The organism is Maribacter sp. (assembly GCF_049667165.1).
Classification (GTDB): domain Bacteria; phylum Bacteroidota; class Bacteroidia; order Flavobacteriales; family Flavobacteriaceae; genus Maribacter_A.
In genome coordinates, this window is sequence record NZ_JBATHS010000267.1 from 1 (window position 1) to 18836 (window position 18836).

At 42.4% G+C, this 18836-nt stretch carries 17 protein-coding genes; 13 read left to right on the forward strand and 4 right to left on the reverse strand.

Features of this window, described 5'->3' with window-relative positions; translation table 11 throughout:
- The 3 genes from WBM98_RS13000 to hutG form a co-directional block, all read left to right on the forward strand.
- Positions 1 to 428: amidohydrolase family protein (locus WBM98_RS13000; RefSeq protein ID WP_424366451.1), on the forward strand; the 428-nt coding region annotated here is incomplete at its 5' end.
- 172 nt (positions 429 to 600) lie between these two features.
- Positions 601 to 2601, forward strand: coding sequence for a urocanate hydratase (locus WBM98_RS13005; RefSeq protein WP_424366452.1), 2001 nt, complete (start codon positions 601 to 603; stop codon positions 2599 to 2601).
- A gap of 22 nt (positions 2602 to 2623) precedes the next feature.
- Complete coding sequence (gene hutG, locus WBM98_RS13010; protein WP_424366453.1) at positions 2624 to 3592, forward strand: formimidoylglutamase; 969 nt, start codon at positions 2624 to 2626, stop codon at positions 3590 to 3592.
- Here the strand turns inward: hutG and WBM98_RS13015 are convergent.
- Together WBM98_RS13015 and WBM98_RS13020 are read right to left on the reverse strand one after the other, a co-directional pair.
- Positions 3584 to 4741: a homogentisate 1,2-dioxygenase gene (locus WBM98_RS13015; RefSeq protein ID WP_424366454.1), complete on the reverse strand. Its 1158-nt coding sequence runs from the start codon at positions 4739 to 4741 to the stop codon at positions 3584 to 3586. The genes hutG and WBM98_RS13015 overlap by 9 nt on opposite strands.
- Positions 4742 to 5013: 272 nt before the next feature.
- Complete coding sequence (locus WBM98_RS13020; RefSeq protein ID WP_424366455.1) at positions 5014 to 6291, reverse strand: NAD(P)/FAD-dependent oxidoreductase; 1278 nt, start codon at positions 6289 to 6291, stop codon at positions 5014 to 5016.
- A gap of 234 nt (positions 6292 to 6525) precedes the next feature.
- On the opposite strand from WBM98_RS13020, the gene WBM98_RS13025 reads away from it, so the two are divergent.
- The gene (locus WBM98_RS13025; RefSeq protein WP_424366456.1) at positions 6526 to 6750 is read left to right on the forward strand and encodes a hypothetical protein; all 225 of its coding nucleotides are present in this window, start codon (positions 6526 to 6528) and stop codon (positions 6748 to 6750) included.
- Here the strand turns inward: WBM98_RS13025 and WBM98_RS13030 are convergent.
- Both WBM98_RS13030 and WBM98_RS13035 read right to left on the reverse strand, forming a co-directional pair.
- Entirely contained in the window at positions 6747 to 7646 is a 900-nt protein-coding gene (locus WBM98_RS13030; RefSeq protein WP_424366457.1) for a universal stress protein, read from the reverse strand. The genes WBM98_RS13025 and WBM98_RS13030 overlap by 4 nt on opposite strands.
- Positions 7647 to 7798: 152 nt before the next feature.
- Positions 7799 to 8500 carry a Crp/Fnr family transcriptional regulator gene (locus tag WBM98_RS13035; protein ID WP_424366458.1) on the reverse strand — a complete coding sequence of 234 codons (702 nt, stop codon included), beginning with the start codon at positions 8498 to 8500 and terminating at the stop codon, positions 7799 to 7801.
- A gap of 115 nt (positions 8501 to 8615) precedes the next feature.
- On the opposite strand from WBM98_RS13035, the gene WBM98_RS13040 reads away from it, so the two are divergent.
- The 9 genes from WBM98_RS13040 to WBM98_RS13080 all read left to right on the forward strand — a co-directional run bounded on the left by WBM98_RS13040 (position 8616) and on the right by WBM98_RS13080 (position 18833).
- A complete protein-coding gene (locus WBM98_RS13040) occupies positions 8616 to 10991 on the forward strand; it encodes a heavy metal translocating P-type ATPase (RefSeq protein ID WP_424366459.1) in 2376 nt (791 codons plus the stop codon).
- Between the two features lie 73 nt (positions 10992 to 11064).
- Positions 11065 to 11280: a cbb3-type cytochrome oxidase assembly protein CcoS gene (gene ccoS / locus WBM98_RS13045; RefSeq protein ID WP_424366460.1), complete on the forward strand. Its 216-nt coding sequence runs from the start codon at positions 11065 to 11067 to the stop codon at positions 11278 to 11280.
- A 2-nt stretch (positions 11281 to 11282) separates the two neighbouring features.
- Positions 11283 to 13475 carry a cytochrome-c oxidase, cbb3-type subunit I gene (gene ccoN, locus WBM98_RS13050; RefSeq protein ID WP_424366461.1) on the forward strand — a complete coding sequence of 731 codons (2193 nt, stop codon included), beginning with the start codon at positions 11283 to 11285 and terminating at the stop codon, positions 13473 to 13475.
- 4 nt (positions 13476 to 13479) lie between these two features.
- The gene (locus WBM98_RS13055; RefSeq protein ID WP_424366462.1) at positions 13480 to 13674 is read left to right on the forward strand and encodes a CcoQ/FixQ family Cbb3-type cytochrome c oxidase assembly chaperone; all 195 of its coding nucleotides are present in this window, start codon (positions 13480 to 13482) and stop codon (positions 13672 to 13674) included.
- The gene (locus WBM98_RS13060) at positions 13671 to 14624 is read left to right on the forward strand and encodes a cbb3-type cytochrome c oxidase N-terminal domain-containing protein (protein ID WP_424366463.1); all 954 of its coding nucleotides are present in this window, start codon (positions 13671 to 13673) and stop codon (positions 14622 to 14624) included. The genes WBM98_RS13055 and WBM98_RS13060 overlap by 4 nt, the downstream gene beginning before the upstream one ends.
- A gap of 33 nt (positions 14625 to 14657) precedes the next feature.
- Complete coding sequence (gene ccoG, locus WBM98_RS13065) at positions 14658 to 16079, forward strand: cytochrome c oxidase accessory protein CcoG (protein WP_424366464.1); 1422 nt, start codon at positions 14658 to 14660, stop codon at positions 16077 to 16079.
- A gap of 26 nt (positions 16080 to 16105) precedes the next feature.
- The gene (locus WBM98_RS13070) at positions 16106 to 16552 is read left to right on the forward strand and encodes a FixH family protein (RefSeq protein WP_424366465.1); all 447 of its coding nucleotides are present in this window, start codon (positions 16106 to 16108) and stop codon (positions 16550 to 16552) included.
- 154 nt (positions 16553 to 16706) lie between these two features.
- Entirely contained in the window at positions 16707 to 17411 is a 705-nt protein-coding gene (locus WBM98_RS13075; RefSeq protein ID WP_424366466.1) for a sulfite exporter TauE/SafE family protein, read from the forward strand.
- A 138-nt stretch (positions 17412 to 17549) separates the two neighbouring features.
- Complete coding sequence (locus tag WBM98_RS13080) at positions 17550 to 18833, forward strand: acetyl-CoA hydrolase/transferase family protein (protein WP_424366467.1); 1284 nt, start codon at positions 17550 to 17552, stop codon at positions 18831 to 18833.
- The last annotated feature ends 3 nt before the right edge of the window (positions 18834 to 18836 follow it).

Consider the following 18836-nt stretch of genomic DNA (forward strand, 5'->3'; position numbering starts at 1 on the left):
TGGAAGCAAGCACATCAAAGGAAATAGCGCTTTTGGCGAAAAGCGATGTGATTGCGGTTGCATTGCCAGGCGCTTCATTGGGCTTGGGCTGTGCTTTTACCCCTGCCCGTAAAATCCTTGATGCCGGAGGCGCCTTGGCCATTGCGAGTGACCACAACCCGGGTTCGGCCCCAATGGGCGATTTGCTGACGCAAGCCGCCATCTTGGGGACTTTTCAAAAACTGTCGAATGCCGAAGTATTGGCTGGAATTACCTTCCGAGCAGCAGCAGCTTTGAATTTAACGGATAGGGGACAATTGGAAAAAGGGTTCTTGGCAGACCTGAGCATTTTCCATACCGCTGATTATAAAGAGATTTTATATAACCAAGGAAATTTCAAACCTTGTATGGTTTGGAAAAAGGGCGCGTTGGTTCATAATAAACATTAAACCCAATAGTCCCCAAAGGAGGAACAAAAAAGAGTATACACAGGTAGATTGGAATAAACAGTGGCACCTCCCCTTTCTTCCGACAACGTCGGAATTCATTCCCCTCCACACTTACGGCGGGCAAGCTTCAGATGAGGAGAGAAGCCAAAAAAATTAAAATTTTCAAAAGTAAATGACTTTCAAAGAACAAATACTACAAGGCATTCCAAAAGAACTTCCAAAAAAAAGAGGATACGCTTTAGAGGCCAATCATGCCCCCAAACGAAAGGACATATTGACCTTGGAAGAAAAAAAATTGGCCATTCGCAATGCGCTACGGTATTTCCCCAAGGCCTGGCATCCTGGGTTAGCCAAGGAATTCGCCCAGGAATTGAAGGAATATGGTAGAATTTATATGTACCGTTTCAAACCAGCGTATGATATCCAAGCGCGACCCATCGATGCCTATCCGGCCAAAACTGCACAAGCGGCCAGTATTATGCTCATGATCCAAAACAACTTGGATCCTGCCGTGGCGCAACATCCCGAAGAATTGATAACCTATGGGGGTAATGGGGCCGTTTTCCAAAACTGGGCGCAGTACTTATTAACGATGCACTACTTGGCTACGATGACAGAGGAACAGACGCTTCATATATATTCGGGCCACCCCATGGGATTGTTCCCTTCATCCAAAGAGGCCCCTCGGGTGGTGGTGACCAATGGCATGATGATCCCCAACTATTCACAACCCGATGATTGGGAAAAATACAATGCCCTGGGAGTGACCCAATACGGCCAAATGACGGCAGGTTCGTATATGTATATTGGCCCTCAAGGCATCGTACACGGTACGGCAATAACCGTGATGAATGCCTTTAGAAAAGTATTGAAAAACGACGATAAGCCCGCAGGTAAAATATTCTTGACGGCTGGATTGGGAGGAATGAGTGGTGCCCAGCCCAAAGCAGGTAACATAGCCGGCTGTATAACGGTTTGCGCAGAAGTAAATCCTGCCGCAGCAAAAAAAAGATATGAACAGGGTTGGGTAGATGAATTGATCGACGAACTAAATGAACTCGTAGAACGAACACAAAAAGCCATTGCAGCCAATGAAGTGGTATCCTTGGCCTTTATCGGTAATGTGGTCAATGTTTGGGAACGGTTCGATACGGAGAATATCTTCGTGCACTTAGGCTCTGACCAAACATCACTACACAATCCTTGGGCAGGTGGCTATTATCCTGTAGGCTTGAGCTTTGAGGAATCGAATGTGCTCATGGGTTCCGATCCGGAAACGTTCAAGGAAAAAGTGCAGGAATCCTTACGAAGACAAGTCAACGCCATTAACAGACACACCGCCAAAGGCACCTATTTTTTTGACTATGGAAATGCGTTCTTGTTGGAAGCTTCCAGGGCAGGCGCTGAGGTAATGGCCGAAAACAAAATTGATTTCAAATATCCATCCTATGTGCAGGATATTTTGGGACCGATGTGCTTTGATTATGGTTTTGGTCCCTTTCGTTGGGTCTGTACTTCTGGAAAACCGGAAGATCTTCAAAAGACCGATGCCATCGCCCTGAAAGTCATGGAACAAATCAAAACAACCGCTCCAAGTGAAATACAGCAACAAATGCAGGATAACATTACTTGGATCCGCGAAGCGTCGGAAAACAACTTGGTAGTCGGCTCCCAAGCCCGCATTTTATACGCCGATGCCGAAGGCCGTGCCAAAATCGCCGAAGCCTTTAATCAAGCGATACATTCTGGGGCGATTACCGCCCCGGTCGTTCTAGGGCGTGACCATCATGACGTAAGTGGTACCGACTCCCCTTTTCGGGAAACCAGCAACATTTATGACGGAAGCAAGTTCACTGCCGATATGGCAATCCATAACGTGATTGGGGACAGCTTCCGCGGCGCCACCTGGGTGTCGATCCACAATGGTGGTGGCGTTGGTTGGGGTGAGGTCATCAACGGAGGTTTTGGTATGGTCCTTGACGGCTCCGAGGATGCATCCCGAAAATTGAAGAATATGTTGTTTTATGATGTCAACAATGGGATTTCGCGCAGGAGTTGGGCTAGGAACAAAGAAGCCTTATTCGCCATTAAACGGGAAATGGAACGCACACCAGCGCTAAAGATAACTTTACCTAACTTAGTGGAAGATTCGCTATTGGCAGATTTATTCTGAGACAATATTAACCCATCTAGCCATGAACAGATACATTGTAACAAATCCTGAATTGTGGACTGGCAGAAATTCTGGCCAACAACTCTACATGCATGAAAAAGTAAAGTGTATCAACCTTGAAAAGGAAAATATAGATAAAGTGTCGAAAAAAACCATCGCCTTTTTGGGGTATGCATGTGATGAGGGCGTTCATAGGAACCAAGGAAGAATCGGAGCCATCAATGGCCCAGAGGAAGTTCGTACGATATTGGGTAAATTTCCAAATCATTTGGAAAAGAATGTTGATTTTTTTGATGTAGGGACTTTGGAATGTCGGGATGGGAAATTGGAAAATATTCAGACCCATCTTGCCGAAAAGATAGCACTGTTGTTGGAAAAAGGTGCTTTCCCGATCATCATCGGTGGCGGACATGATATTGCCTACGGACATTATAACGGGATCAAAAATCATGTTGGTCCTGCTAAATCCATTGGTATTATAAATTTTGATGCCCATTTTGACTTGAGATCCGATACAAAGGGAAGCAACTCGGGCACCCCATTTTATCAAATTGCGCAAGAGTGTAAAAATGATAATACCCCTTTTCACTACCTCTGTTTGGGAATACGCAGGGATGCAAATGACAGCACACTCTTCGAAACCGCTATGGATTTAGGCGTCGATTATATCGAGAACAAGGATTTCACAATGCAAAACGCGAGTATCGTGGTCCGAAAATTACTTGATTTCATCAGTATTGTTGATCATGTTTATGTAACCATTGACCTCGATGGGTTTTCATCGGCCTATGCCCCTGGTGTAAGTGCCCCTTCACCCATGGGTTTTTGTCCCAACATCGTTTTGGAATCGTTGGAGTTGATCTTAAACTCAAAGAGATTGATCAGCATGGATATTGCGGAAATGAATCCGAAGTACGATATCGATCATCAAACCGCTAAATTGGCGGCTTCATTGATCCATTTTGTTTCCCATAATAATCAATTATTCTAACCAACTTTGATAATAGGTCCCATTATCGATATCCAAAGCCTTTTGGGTAAGTTGTAAAGGCTTAAAGGTATCGATCATAACAGCCAGCTCCTCTGTTTTGGTTTTACCGATACTTGCTTCATAGGTGCCCGGATGTGGTCCATGGGGTATCCCCGCAGGGTGGAGTGATATATATCCTTTATCAATGTTCTTTCGGCTCATAAAGTCCCCATCCACATAATACAACACTTCATCAGAGTCTATATTGGAATGGTTATAAGGTGCCGGAATGGCATTAGGGTGGTAATCGTACATCCGTGGCACAAAAGAGCACACCACAAATGCATTGGTTTCAAACGTCTGATGCACCGGAGGCGGTTGGTGCACCCTTCCCGTAATGGGTTCAAAATTGTGTATGGAAAATCCGTAGGGAAAATTATAGCCATCCCATCCCACAACATCAAAAGGATGCGAAGCATATACCAGATGATGCAATTGCCCTTGCTTCTTCACTTTCATCGCAAACTCCCCTTTCTCATCATGGGTCTGTAAATTATGGGGCAATTTAAAATCGCGCTCACAAAATGGCGCATGTTCCAAATGTTGCCCGAACCAATTGCGATACCGTTTGGGCGTATAGATAGGGCTGAATGATTCTGTGACCAAAAGGCGATTGTCCTCCGAATCGAACGTGATTTGATAAATCATGCCCCGGGGTATCAACAGATAGTCCCCATATTCAAAGGGGATTTCACCCAGAAATGTTTTCAAGGTTCCCGTTCCTTTATGAATGAACAATAGTTCATCGGCGTCGGCATTCTTATAGAAATATTCCGTCATTGATTTTCTAGGGGCGGCCAAGGCCACATTCACATCCGAATTGAAAAGTACGATCTTTCGGCTTTCGAGAAAATCATCTTCCGGTCGAATCTCGAATCCTTTCAACAATCTTGATTTTATATTATATCGTACGGCAGCTTTTGGGGCCACATCCTTCGTAGCGCCTACTTCCTTGACCATGGTTGGTCGATACAAATGGTACAGTAAGGATGACATTCCTTCAAACCCTATCGTACCGAACAATTGCTCATAGTGCAAAGAACCATCGGTTTTCTTAAAAACGGTATGGCGCTTTTGCGGTATTTTACCCAGTTTATGATATAATGGCATACTTGTATGATTGAATGATCCACTTAAAAATACAATAATCCAGTATCGGAATAAAATCTAACCCCATTTAAATGGTTATGAAAAGTAGTATAAGCGGCAAAACCACTGCGAACAAGGCACAAAAAAAGCCTCCCAGTATAGGAAAGCCTTTCATTGGTTCATGCCCAAAGGCATTTTCACCATCGCTTCGATTTAAGTCGAAACGCAACACAACATGACAAATATACAAAGGTTTTTCCTTATCTCGATATAGAACCGAACAATTAAACATTCTAATGTTTTGGTTTGTAAGGCCTAACTATTAAACGGGCCGCCTTATCAAAATTGATATAATTATAGGCCCAATTGAATAATACGACCACGCGATTTCGAAATCCCACCAACGCCATTAGATGAACGAACATCCAGATGTACCAGGCGAAGAACCCACCGAACTTGGCTCTTTTTAAATCAACTACCGCCTTATTTCTGCCAATTGTGGCCATGGTACCCTTGTCATAATACCGAAATGGTTTCATCTCCTTTCCCTGCATCAGGTTCCTTAAATTTTTTGCCAAAAGTTTCCCTTGCTGAATGGCCGGTTGTGCAACCTGGGGATGACCCTTGGGATATTCCTTGGTCTGCATAATTGCTATATCCCCAATGGCAAAAATATTCGTATACCCTTCGACCTGGTTGTATTCATTAACCTTATACCTATTGATCCTATCTACTAATTTCTCCTTGCCAAAGCCTTGAATGGCAGCGCCGGTAACCCCAGCGGTCCAAATACAGTTTTTGGTGGGCATTGTTTCTTTATTTTTCAGCGTCAAGGTTCCCCCATCATAATCTTCTACAATGGTATTCAAATGCACTGTCACTCCCAATTCATGCAGAAACTGCAGGGCTTTTTTTGAGGCTTTTTCACTCATGGGTGGCAATACACGACCACCACCTTCGTATAAATGAATCTGCATTTCGGACATGTTCAAATGCCGATAATCCTTGGGAAATACATTATTCTTGAGTTCGGCAAAGGCACCGGCAAGTTCTACCCCCGTCGGTCCGGCACCGATGATACAAAAATTCAATAATGCCTTTCGCGCTGCACTATCGGTACAATCGTCCGCGGCCTCGAAATTCTGTAGCATAAGACTACGAATATTCAATGCTTGGGGAATATTCTTCATCGGCATGGTATATTTTTCAATTTCCTTGTTCCCAAAATAATTGGTTTTTGTTCCCGTGGCCATGACCAAGACATCATAGGATAAGATTCCCATGGAAGTTGAAAGGCATTGTTCTTTAGGGTCAATGTGTGTGACCGTAGCCCATCTAAAGTAGAAATCATTTAAATTCTTCAGTACCTTGCGCAAAGGATAGGCTATTGAATCGGGTTCCAACCCACTTGTTGAGACTTGATACAATAAGGGTTGAAACGTGTGGTAGTTTTGTTTATCGAGCAAAACGACCTGTATATCCAAATCCTTTAGCTTTTTAGCCAAGGAGATACCGGCAAAACCACCACCGATGATCACTACTCTTTTCTTATCTGTCTTGGGAATATTCACGTTCTATTTTTTTGGCAAAATTAAGCAATTGCATGCGTTTGCAATTGAAAAGGCAATCGTAATGGATTCCTTGATCACTTTATTTGAAAACGGGGATAAAATCGCGGATGCCTCGTCATTCGCCAAATTAAGGATATGGCCACAACCGGTAGAAGCTTTATACCTAGCAAAGCGATTTTTTTAGGATTTTTTTAACCATGAAAAAATCCGTTTTACGTACTTTGTAAATAAAATATGAAAAATTCCGCTATGTTCTGGGTGGCCAACACCACCATAATCTTGGTCATCGTTACGATTATGGCCGCTATGAATTTCCCATTCAATTGGGTCTTTTACGTTACCGTATTGGGCCAATCAATGGTGGTTTACATGGTCTATAAGGTATTGACCGATGATTATAAGACCGACAAAACATTCAAGGATTTTTATGAAGACCATCCCATCGGCCGAACTTCTTAATCAGCTACGGCATTTTTAGAGTTCTTCGGCGATTTCGACGGCATGTTCATTCCGAGTTCGGGAATGACCAATAATGGAATCTGGGTGTGGAATGCCATACGTTTTACGACAGGCTCGCGGGTCATTTTCTCCATATAGCTATGCTGGTAATTGAGCATGGCCAATAGATGGATGTCGAGTTCCTTGGTGAAAACCTCCAGCGTTTTGGAAACCGAATTCAATTCTGAGACCGTATGCACATAATGCTCAACTTCATTCAAATATTTACGCAACATGTTAAGGTTGAACATTTGGATCTCGCTCAAGGCCTTGATCTCGTATTGCACATGCACAATTCGGATAGCCGCCTTGAAGGTTTTGGCCAAATCGATCATCGGCTGCAACTCCGAAAGGGAATAAAACCTATTGAAATCCGTTGCGAAGGCTATTTCGGTCGGGCTTGTATACTCAAAATGTTGGGGAATTGCCAATACTGGGCAATTTTTAACCGATTTAATGATTCGGACCGTATTGCTTCCCATAAAAACCTCATCTATCCCTGAGGCGCCTTTTGTGCCAGTAACGATCAGGTCTATTCCTGAATTTTCGACAATATCCTTGATTTCATCAACCAGTAAACTAAAGGATGATATTGTCTTATAGTTATGTTTTGGAAAATTGAAATCCTTCTTGATCTTGCGCAAGATCTCCTCGAGTCCCAGTTCTGAACTACTGCGCATACTACCTTCCTGCACATTACTTAGACTGGTCGCCATAAATCTACTACTGGCAATTGCCGGTGTATAGGTATTGAGTAAATGAAAAACGCATTCTTCATCCTTGAACAGTTCAATGGCATACTTGGTGGCATTCCAAGCGTTCTCTGAAAAATCCGTAGGTAATAATACATTTTTCATTCCAATCATTTTTATACTGTGCTAAATTATTGGAAGGTGTTCGGGCAAACTATGATTTATATCAGTTTTTTAAAAAAGCGGCAAACCCCCTATAAATACAAGGCTTATCAGAACTGAAAAAGGGTTGTGAAAAATAAATGGGAACAAGGGTATTAAAATCCTTCAATAAGATCTTGAAGCAGTTTTTCATTCAATACCCCGATTTTTTTGCCCGAAGTCTTGATCATTCCCCTTTTCTTGAATTCAGAGATGATCCGTATGGCCGATTCCGTTGCGGTACCTACAACATTCGCAATATCTTCCCGAGAAAGGGTTAAAAGTAAAAATCCATTTTTATCCTCTCCATAATTATTCCTTAAATACAGAAAAGCCTCGGCAATACGCTGTTTTACCGTTTTTTGCGACATGTTCACAATAACATCGTCGGCTTCTTTTAAGTCATGGGCCATATGACGCAGCACTTCTATGGCAAAATCAGGATTTCGACTTAAGGTATGGATAATACTGTCTTTGGGGATAAAACAAACCTCCATATCGCTAACGGCAACAGCACTTAAATTAGTGCATTCTTCGGCTATCACCGACCTTTGCCCCATAACTTCGCCTTTACTTGCCAATTTGACGATTTGATCCTTTCCGTTGGCGCTTAATTTGGAGAGTTTTGAGATTCCTTGTCGCACACAGAATACGCCATCCAATTTATCACCCTCTTCAAAAAGCGACTCCCCCTTTTTGATTATTTTGGTAATCTTGGAATCCGATACCTTCTTTAATTCATGTTTACTCATGGCACGTAATGAGTTGAACTGTCTAATGATACAGTTCTCACATCTATTATGCTCTCCCTCTTCCATAGAATTAATTTAGTAATGCTCCAAGCATTACGCTGTAAAATTATCGAAAAGATGACAATTATCATATATTATTTTATGAAAGTTCAGATATTTGTAAACGGTATAAGCAAATGTAATGGATAAAGTCAACTGTTATCATTGTGGTGACGATTGCGGAAGGAAACCTATTGTATATGATGGGAAGAATTTCTGTTGTCATGGTTGTAAGACCGTTTACGAAATTTTCTCCTCCAATGATCTTTCATATTATTACGACCTGCAGGCCTCAGCCGGGGCAATACCCACTGTGGTGGAAAATAAGTATGATTTTCTTACCGATCCGAAGATTATTGAAAGACTCGTGGAATTCAACGAGGAAAAGATCCAAATTGTAAATCTTTATATCCCCCATATTCATTGTAGTTCCTGTATATGGATTTTGGAAAACCTAAACAAATTAAACCCTTCCATAAGCAGTTCCCAGGTCGATTTTCCCAAAAAAACCGTTCGGATCGTTTTTAATCCCGAAACGCTCAGTCTTAAAAACCTGGCCATCCTTTTGGCTCGCATAGGATATGAACCCTACATTTCGCTCGAGGATTTTGACAAGGGAAAGAAAAAAGTTAACCGGGGGTTAATCTATAAATTGGGCGTGGCAGGTTTTGCCTTTGGCAATGTTATGTTCCTTTCATTCCCTGAGTACTTCGAGGTCAATGAGTTTTGGTTGGATCAATATAAAGGGTTGTTCCGATGGTTGATGTTCGCTTTTTCCTTACCCGTGGTTTTTTATGCCGGTCAGGATTACCTGATTTCAGCCTTTAAAGGGCTACGGTCCAAAATATTGAATATCGATGTCCCTATTGCCTTGGGTATCCTCGTATTGTTCCTTCGGAGCACTGTTGAAATCATATTTGATCTGGGACCTGGTTTTTTCGACAGTTTAACAGGTTTGATATTCTTTCTCCTCATCGGTAAATTCTTTCAACAGAAGACCTATTCCTTTCTTTCCTTTGAACGCGACTATAAGTCCTATTTCCCCATAGCGGTCACCAGGATTGCCGAAAATGGTAAGGAGGAAACCGTGCAGGTGTATGATATAGAACGAGGAAATCGGTTGTTGATCAGAAATGAGGAGTTGATTCCCGTAGATGGCATTCTTATCAACGGAAGGGGACAGATTGATTATAGTTTTGTCACCGGTGAATCAGAGCCTGTCTTCAAGGAATCGGGCGATAAGATCTATGCTGGGGGCAAACAATTGGAGGGTGCCATTGAGATGGATGTGCTTAAAACGGTTTCACAAAGTTACTTGACCCAATTATGGAGCAGTACGGTTTTCAGTGAGAACAAGGAAAGTAAGTTCCAAACATTGACCGATAGCATCGGGAAACGTTTTACATGGGCCGTTTTGACCATAGCCTTTGTGACCACTGCCTTCTGGCTATATTATGACAGCAGTAAGGCCCTGAACGTATTTACGGCCGTACTCATCATAGCCTGCCCATGTGCCATTGCTTTGGCGGCACCATTTACCCTTGGGAATATGCTCCGGATCTTTGGACGCAAGAAATTCTATTTAAAGAACACCCAAACCGTAGAGCAATTGGCCCAAATCGACACGGCGATTTTTGACAAGACCGGAACCATTACCACTACCCAAAAAAGCAAGGCAACCTATGAAGGTATGCAATTGTCCCTTGAAGAAGAATCCCTTCTAAAAAATACATTACGGGCATCGAACCATCCATTGAGCCGAACCTTGTACGATATGTTGGCTGCACAGAACATCGTACTCCTCGATGAATATCATGAACATCTGGGTCAAGGGATTGAAGGACAAAAGGATGAGCGCCATATAAAGGTTGGATCCGCCGATTTTGTGGGGAATCCAACCGATCATGATTCAGAAAAGACGTCGGTACACATAAGTTCGAATGACACTTATAAAGGACGTTTCGTATTTCACAACCAGTATAGGGAAGGCGTTTCCAAGGTGTTCAAGGCAATGGACAGGCATTTACACCTGGCTATCCTTTCAGGGGATAATGAAGGGGAAAAAGCCAGGCTCGAAAAAATAGTGCCCAAACTTACCCCGATGTACTTCAATCAAAAGCCCAATGATAAACTGAATTTTATTGAATCGCTTCAAGAGCAGGGCAAAAAAGTGATGATGGTGGGTGATGGACTCAATGATGCCGGAGCCTTGGCCCAAAGCAACGTAGGCATAGCCATTTCAGAAAACGTGAACGTGTTTTCACCTGCCTGTGATGGTATTCTCGATGCCTCTAAATTTGAACAATTAGACCAATATATTCTGGCATCGAAAAAAGCAATGAAAATTATTAAGGTAAGTTTTCTTTTATCCCTTGTTTATAATGTTGTTGGTTTGTATTTTGCGGTTACGGGACAATTGGAACCTGTCATAGCAGCCATTCTAATGCCTTTAAGCTCGATCAGCGTCGTAGGTTTCACCACGCTGGCGACAAATATTTTAGGAAAAAAAATTAATTAATTCAAAAACCTGACAAATGTCATGTTTTACTTTATGGCAAAAGTCTAGGTTTATGCCGAAATTCAGGTAAGGTATGAGTGCCATTTATGTGCTATTGACCATTAGCATTGTTGTTGCTATAGGTTTTTTCATAGCATTTATTATTTCTGTTCGTAGCGGGCAGTACGATGATTCGTACACCCCGTCGGTTCGTATGTTGTTTGAAGATGAGATAATAAAGGACCCTTCTTCCAAGAAAAAAGAGCGTAAGAATAAATCAATCCAACTAAATAAAAGTCAAAATTTGTAATTATGGAAGTACAACAGTTCTATTACGATAACAAAATCGTAAAAAATTTCCTCTATGCCACCATGTTCTGGGGAATTGTAGGTATGTCAGTAGGCCTTATGCTGGCGTTTATGTTTATGTTCCCAAATTATACTGATGGTATTTCTTGGTTAAGTTTTGGCCGTTTACGCCCTTTACATACCAATGCCGTCATATTCGCCTTTGTAGGTAATGCCATATTTGCCGGTGTTTACTACTCGAGCCAACGGTTATTGAAAGCAAGGATGTATAGCGATTTCTTGAGCAAGTTCAATTTTTGGGGCTGGCAGTTGATTATTGTTGCTGCAGCAGTGTCCTTACCCTTAGGGTACACGACAACCAAGGAATATGCAGAACTGGAGTGGCCGATAGATATTGCCATAGCGTTGGTCTGGGTAGCTTTTGGCGTTAACCTTATTGGTACTATGATCAAAAGAAGGCAACGCCATTTGTATGTTGCCATCTGGTTTTATGTCGCCACTTTCGTAACGGTCGCTGTGCTCCATATTTTCAACAGTTTGGAATTACCCGTAAGCGCTATGAAAAGTTATTCTGTTTACGCAGGCGTGCAGGACGCCTTGGTACAATGGTGGTATGGTCATAACGCGGTAGCCTTTTTCCTTACTACTCCATTCTTGGGGCTTATGTACTATTTTGTGCCCAAAGCTGCGAATAGACCTGTTTATTCCTATAGACTTTCCATAGTTCACTTCTGGTCATTGATCTTCATTTATATATGGGCAGGACCACACCACTTGCTCTATTCTGCGTTGCCCGATTGGGCACAGAATTTGGGCGTGGCCTTTTCAGTGATGTTGATCGCTCCGTCTTGGGGAGGTATGATCAACGGTCTATTGACCTTACGTGGTGCCTGGGACAAGGTTAGGGTCGACCCAACCTTAAAATTCATGGTCGTCGCGATAACGGGCTATGGTATGGCTACTTTCGAAGGCCCCATGCTATCCCTGAAAAACGTGAATGCCATAGCGCACTTTAGTGATTGGATCATAGCCCACGTACATGTTGGAGCCTTGGCATGGAATGGTTTCTTGACCTTTGGGATGATCTATTATTTGGTTCCTAAGATGTTCAAAACAAGATTATTTTCTATCGGGTTGGCCAACTTTCATTTCTGGATCGGCACCTTAGGTATAATTCTATATACATTACCATTGTATGTTGCTGGGTTTACCCAAGCATTGATGTGGAAAGACTTCAATCCTGATGGGACTTTGGCGTATGGTAACTTCTTGGAGACCGTAAACGAGATTATGCCGATGTACTGGATGCGAGCTATTGGCGGCAGTTTATATATTATTGGTGCCTGTGTTATGATCTACAATGTAATCATAACCATTAGATCTGGCAGCAAGGTTGAAAACGAATTGGCCGAGGCACCTGCCTTGACCCGTGTTTCAAGCAAAAGAACAGCCGGCGAGACCCTGCATACATGGTTAGAACGCAAGCCTGTTCAAATGACGATATTGGCCACTGTAGCCATTTTGATAGGTGGATTGATCGAGATCGTACCCACCATTATGGTTAAATCGAACATCCCCACCATAAGCAGTGTAAAACCATATAGCCCATTGGAGTTAGAGGGTAGAGATCTCTATATCCGCGAGGGTTGTGTAGGTTGCCACTCCCAAATGGTACGTCCGTTTAGAAGCGAGGTAGAACGATATGGGGAATATGCAAAAGCTGGTGAATTTGTATACGATCACCCATTCCTTTGGGGCAGTAAGCGTACCGGTCCCGATTTACTACGGGTTGGCGGCAAATATTCAGACAACTGGCATTTTAACCATATGTATGACCCCCAAAGTACTTCATCTGGTTCCATTATGCCTGCATACCAATGGTTGATACATAACAAGCATGATCGAAGCGACATACAGGTTAAGATGTCGGCCATGGTCAGCCTTGGTGTCCCTTATACCGAGGAAGAAATTGCCAATGCATCAAAATCAATGGAGGATCAAGCGGCGGCAATCGTTGAAAGACTTAAAGAAGATCCTGATTTAAAAAGGTCTTTTGAAGAAAATGAATCCGCAATTGGAGCAGATTATGTTCCTATGAAAGATCGGGAAATAGTTTCACTTATTGCCTACTTGCAACGATTGGGAACCGATATCAAGGTAAAGGAAACCGGAGAACTTTTAACTGAAAAAGAGTAGCGCCATGTTGAAATTTATTAAAGGTCACTTAGAGAGCATAGATGGGGTAGCCACTTATCCCATAATATCGCTAGTTTTATTCTTTGTCTTTTTTGTATTGCTTTTCTGGTGGGTATTCACCGCACGGAAATCATACATCAAAGAAGTAAGCGAACTCCCTTTAGAAGATAACAACCAAAATAATACCCAAGAATTATGAAAAATATGTCACCCTGGTGGATTAGAATCCCCGTAATCTTCTTCATCATTTTCGGATTGATGGAGTACTTTATTGACTCTGGAGAAAAACCAGCAATCCTGGAATACCCCATCACACAATTCTTTATGTTGATGGTACTGCTCATATTGATTGCGATAGAATTGATATTGAAATCGATTGAGAATATTATGTTCCAGACCTTAAGCAAAGAAGCCCAAGAGCGTTATGTAGCCGCAAAAGCCGATTCATGGCAATGGGCATGGGGCACAAGAGTTTGGGAAAAGTTAACCGGTAACAAACCTATCGAAAAAGAGGGTGAGATCATCCTCGACCATAATTATGATGGTATAAAGGAATTGGATAATGAGTTACCCCCATGGTGGGTCTATATGTTCTATGCCACTATAATCTTTGGTGTGGTTTATTTGGTGCGTTTCCATATTTACGGCGACTACGATCAAGCATTGGAATACGAACAAGAAGTAGCAGCTGCTACCCTGGCCATTGAAGAGTACAAGAAAACCGCAAAGGACTTGGTCGATGTGAATACGGTTGAATTATTGACCGATGCCGCGGACCTTAGTGCGGGTAAGGCCATTTTCGAAACTACCTGTGTGGCCTGTCATATGGCCGATGGTGGTGGGGGCATTGGGCCCAACCTTACGGATGATCATTGGATCTTGGGTGGGGGCATCAAAAATGTCTTTAATACAATATCGGAAGGTGGTCGTGATGGCAAAGGCATGGTATCTTGGAAACAGGCCCTTAAACCTGTCGAGATGGCGCAAGTGGCAAGTTACGTACTTACTTTCCAAGGGACTACCCCGGCCAACCCAAAAGCACCCGAAGGTGATATTTGGGTAGACGAGAACGCCCCTGCAAAGGAAGGAGCCCCGGAACAAACACCAGAACAAAAAACTGATTCAGTTACGGTAGCGGTAAATGAGTAGTTCACCTTCTGCTTAAAGAATGAAGATTGGATAATGGCAAAACAAGACAGTGATAATTTCAGGGATTCCATAGGCACCATAAGCGAAGAAGGAAAACGTGCTTGGGTGTTCCCGAAAATACCCAGTGGCAGGTTTTACAAATATAGAAAGCTGGTAAGCTACGTTTTATTGGCCTTCTTGATCTTATCGCCGTTTATAAAGGTCAATGGCAACCAGTTCTTGATGTTCAACGTATTGGAACGTCGTTTTAATATTTTCGGGTTTCCATTTTGGCCACAGGATTTTCACCTGTTTGTCATCTCTATGATCATTGGGGTTATTTTTATTGCCCTGTTCACCGTTGCCTTCGGTCGTATTTTTTGTGGATGGATCTGCCCCCAAACCATTTTCATGGAAATGGTCTTTAGAAGGATAGAATTCTGGATCGATGGAGACCGTAGTGCACAAATGCGCTTGGACCGCCAGCCTTGGAACAGCGAAAAAATAAGAAAAAGGGTTACCAAATGGATTGTCTTCTTTATCATTTCATTCATCATAGCGAATGTATTCTTAGCCTATTTGATAGGAAGTGACAGGTTGATCCAGTATATAACGGATGGCCCATTGACACATATCAGCACTTTGGTTGCCCTATTGGTGTTTACGGCAGTTTTCTATTTTATTTTTGCGTGGTTCAGGGAACAGGTTTGTATTATCGCTTGCCCATATGGACGTATGCAAGGCGTATTGTTAGACAATAAGTCGATTATCGTTGCCTATGACCATGTACGTGGTGAAGGCGAGAACGGACGAAATAAATTCCGGAAAAACGAAGATCGTGAGGCAATGGGCTATGGGGACTGTATCGATTGTAAACAATGTGTACAGGTGTGCCCTACCAATATCGATATCCGAAACGGAACACAATTGGAGTGTGTAAACTGTACAGCATGTATCGATGAGTGTGATGCGATTATGGAAAAGGTAAATCTGCCCAAAGGGTTGATACGGTATGCCAGTGAAAACGAGATCACCAAAAAGGAGAAATTCAAATTTACCCCCAGGCTTAAGGGATACTCGGCTGTTTTGGTTATATTGACTGGGGTACTCATTGGTATGTTGTTCTTACGCAATGATTTGGAAGCCAATATCCTGAGGCTTCCCGGTCAATTATATGAGCACAAGGAAGGGAATATGATCAGCAATGTATATACCTTTAAACTGATCAACAAAACCACACATGAAATCCCTAATGTAAACTTTAAACTGATTTCACACGCAGGGACTATTGAGTTGGTGACCCATGAAAATTTCGCAGTACCCGCACAAGATTTGGCAGAAGGCACTTTGTTTATAGAGATCAACAATTCTGCCCTGAATGGAGAAAAGGACAAACTGAAAATCGGCGTCTATAGTGGCGATAAATTGATTGAAACAACTACGGCGCGGTTCTTGGGGCCCAGGAATTATAATTAAATATTAAGTGAAGTAATAAAAATAGTATGAAAATCAATTGGGGAACAGGGATTGTATTGGCTTTTATTGGCTTTATAAGCTTTATCCTATTTTTTGTGGTGAAAATGAACATGGATGATAGTGCCAATCATGACTTGGTCACCGAAGAGTATTATAAGGCTGAATTGGGCTATCAAAAAGAAATCGATGCCGAAACCAATGCCAATAATTTATCCTCCAAATTACTAATACATAAAACCCCCGAGGGATTGAGGGTTGAATTTCCAGAAGATTTGAATCCCACTAAAATAAAAGGTACAGTGTCCCTATACAGGCCGTCCAATAAACACTTGGATTTTGACTTTCCAATAAGTTTATCCAATGCACATTTGCTCATACCTGACAAACGTTTGTTGGATGGTCGCTGGGACATTAAAATAGCATGGGACTATCTTGACAAACCCTATTTGTTCAAAAAAAGTATAACCTATTGAACAGAAACTAGACAAAATGGTTCTGGTTCGTGTACTTACATACCGTAACCATCGAAAAAGTTAAGGTTGAAGAATTTTGATTTAAACGAATAATTAAGGGCAAAGTATTTAAAAAGTCTAGCATCTTGGCTCTAGGCTCTTATATCTGAAAAACATGTTGTTATCGGCATTGGCATTAGGTCTTATGGGCAGTCTACACTGCGTGGGTATGTGTGGACCCATCGCTTTTATGCTCCCTGTTGACCGTACGAATAATTACAGAAAACTATTTCAAGTCCTTTTGTACCATTTTGGCCGACTCCTGGCATATGGTATCATCGGATTGGTTTTCGGACTCTTGGGCAAAGGCCTATACGTATTTGGCATGCAACAGAAATTATCAGTCATTATCGGGGTTGCCATGATCATTATCGTCCTTATTCCATATAGGACCATTAGCCAGTATAATTTTTCCAAACCCATACTCAACATTATATCCAAATTAAAGAACCGATTAGGTCAAGAATTAAAGAAGAAATCCCCCGATACGTTCTTGACCATCGGTTTTTTGAACGGTTTCTTACCCTGTGGTTTAGTATATATGGCCCTTTTTGGCGCCATTGCCATGGGCAATGCCGCCAAGGGCAGTCTGTACATGGTATTATTCGGCTTAGGAACCGTACCCCTCATGACCATGGCGATTTATATGAGTGGCTTTTTAAAAAATTCGGCAAGGAGAAGAATTCAACAACTCATCCCTGTTTTTGTGGTGGTCATAGGCGTTCTTTTTATTTTACGGGGCATGGGTCTGGGCATCCCTTATATTTCCCCAAAGCCCGCAACGGAGATGGCAACGGGTACAATGGAGTGCCATCCTTAAATCCGTTCCAATTTTTTGGGGTATCTTCAATTCGATACGAACAGATTCGTCCCGCGCCCCTATGTCAACCCTACAAGCGTTCTACGTTTTAATAACGGGTCCGTAGCTGAATGGGTCTTTAATCAATAGAATAAAAACATGCAGCATTCACTCAATGTAGTTTCGATAGACGAAGCCATATCAATTGTAAATTCCGGTGACCGTATTTTTGTACAAGGAGCGGCCATGACCCCCAATACCCTGGTCAATGCATTATGCGAAAAACGTTATGAAGAGCTCGAGAACGTCGAGATCCTATCTATCCATACCGAAGGGGAAGTAAAATATGCCATCCCCCCGTATAACCAGGCGTTTAAGATCAACAGTTGTTTCGTGGGCAGCAATGTCAGAAAAGCCGTAAACACCAATCAAGGGGATTACATCCCCATTTTCCTAAGCGAAATAGGACTATTGTTCCGCAGGAATATTCTACCCTTGAATGTGGCCATTGTACAGGTCTCACCCCCCGACCAACATGGTTTCTGTTCCTTGGGGGTATCGGTAGATGTAACCCTTCCTGCCATTCAAATGGCCCAAAAAGTAATCGCACAGGTAAATCCGCACATACCAAGAACCCATGGTGATGGCATCATACATGTGAGCCATATCGATTATGCGATTTACGTCGATGAACCGATACATATCCACAATCCTAAAATACTAACGGAAGTAGACAAACGTATTGGAAAACATGTTGCAGCACTAATCGAGGATGGGGCCACCTTGCAATTGGGCATAGGCAATATCCCCAATGCCGTTCTGGCCAATCTACATAACCACAAAAGATTGGGGATACATACTGAATTGTTTTCAGACGGAATCTTACCGCTAGTGGAAAAAGGGGTCATTACCGGTGAGGAAAAAGAAATTGATGCATGGAAAATAGTCACGACCTTTGCGGAAGGTTCACAAAAGCTTTATGATTTTATTGATGACAACCCCTTGGTATTATTCAAAGAAGCCGCTTATACAAACGATACGGCGATCATTCGAAAAAACCCGAAAGTAACGGCTATAAACAGTGCCATTGAAATAGATTTAACCGGACAAATTTGTGCCGATAGTATCGGATATCAACATTTTTCAGGGGTAGGTGGACAAATGGATTTTATCAGAGGTGCCTGCCTATCAAAAGGTGGTAAACCTATTTTCGCATTAACTTCACAAACGAAAAAAGGGGTATCGAAAATAACTTCCCATCTAAAGGAAGGTGCCAGCGTTACCACCACCAGGGCACATGTAAACTATGTCGCTACGGAATATGGTGTTGTCAGTCTTTTTGGCAAAAACCTGCATCAACGGGCGAAGGCATTGATTTCAATAGCACATCCCGACCATAGGGAGTCATTGAGCAAAGCAGCTTATGAACGCTTTGAGCGATAAGAA